1 protein-coding gene and 1 pseudogene are annotated in these 1,010 nt (G+C 26.1%); both read left to right on the top strand.

Going from position 1 to position 1,010, the window contains the following annotated elements; all coding sequences use genetic code 11:
• Positions 1–200 precede the first annotated feature (200 nt).
• Positions 201–776 carry a hypothetical protein gene (locus tag AVBRAN9331_RS09700; protein ID WP_214119681.1) on the top strand — a complete coding sequence of 192 codons (576 nt, stop codon included), beginning with the start codon at positions 201–203 and terminating at the stop codon, positions 774–776.
• Between the two features lie 25 nt (positions 777–801).
• Positions 802–1,010 (top strand): annotated as a pseudogene (locus AVBRAN9331_RS09705) (hypothetical protein); the annotation flags it as partial.

Here is a 1,010-nt window from a genome sequence, read left to right on the forward strand (position 1 = left end):
AGCCAAAAAAATATAAGTTTATTTGATATAAAAGTTTAAATTTCTATTTCAAATTCTATTAATTTTAAAGGAATTTAAAATTATGAATTATTTAAAAATATTACGAAAAGTAACAAATATTAATAATATTTTTAATATTAAGTTTTATTTAAAATTAGTTAAAGTATTATGAGATTTTATTTTAAAACAAAGGAGAGATAATGTTTAAGAAAACATTAAAAGTTTTATCTTTAGTTGCCGTTTTAGGCTTAAGTGCTAATGCTAATGATTTATTAGCAGATATTAGCAAAGGTGCTATAAGTGATAATTCATTAGGTGTTAAAGTTTTAAATACTGAAGAGATGAATAAAGTTCATGGCGGGTATGTTTTTAGATATGTAGGAACTGCTATTAATAATTCATTTATGTTACAAACAATTTTTAAGGTAGAGTATGATTATAATGAAAAGATGCTTGAAGCTATTTCAGGATATAATACTGATTTTAGTTCAGGTAGTAGCCCTACAATTTTTCAAAAAAATGCTTATAGTGATTCGTTAAAGGGTGTATTGCCAAACGAAGTGGTTGGAATAGCATTTACTCAGACAAAAACACCACAATTATTTGGAAGAGCCTATAGTTATAGTTTAAATGCAAGAGCTGTTGATTTTACAACTGGTAAAGCTAGAGGCATAATTAATTCTTGGGTAGAAAGTGCTGTAAAAAATTTACAAGCAAAAAATTATATTTATACAGAAACAGCTAGAAGGCATGGTAATTTTGCATTAGGGTTCTAATAGAACCCTACCTAAAGGAATAATTATGAAAATAAATTCTTATTCAACATATCAAATAACTAATATAAGCAAAAAAGAAACAAATAACGAGATTAAAAAAGTAGACAATAAAGCAGATGATAAAAAGGTAGGTGAAGTATTAGGATACGGAGTTGATAAAGATGGCTTTTTTACAAGTGATTTTAATAAAGCCGCAGGTATTCCGGATAATTATAAAATCCACAGCGATAGTTT

It is taken from the genome of Campylobacter sp. RM9331, assembly GCF_020137685.1.
Lineage (GTDB): Bacteria > Campylobacterota > Campylobacteria > Campylobacterales > Campylobacteraceae > Campylobacter_E.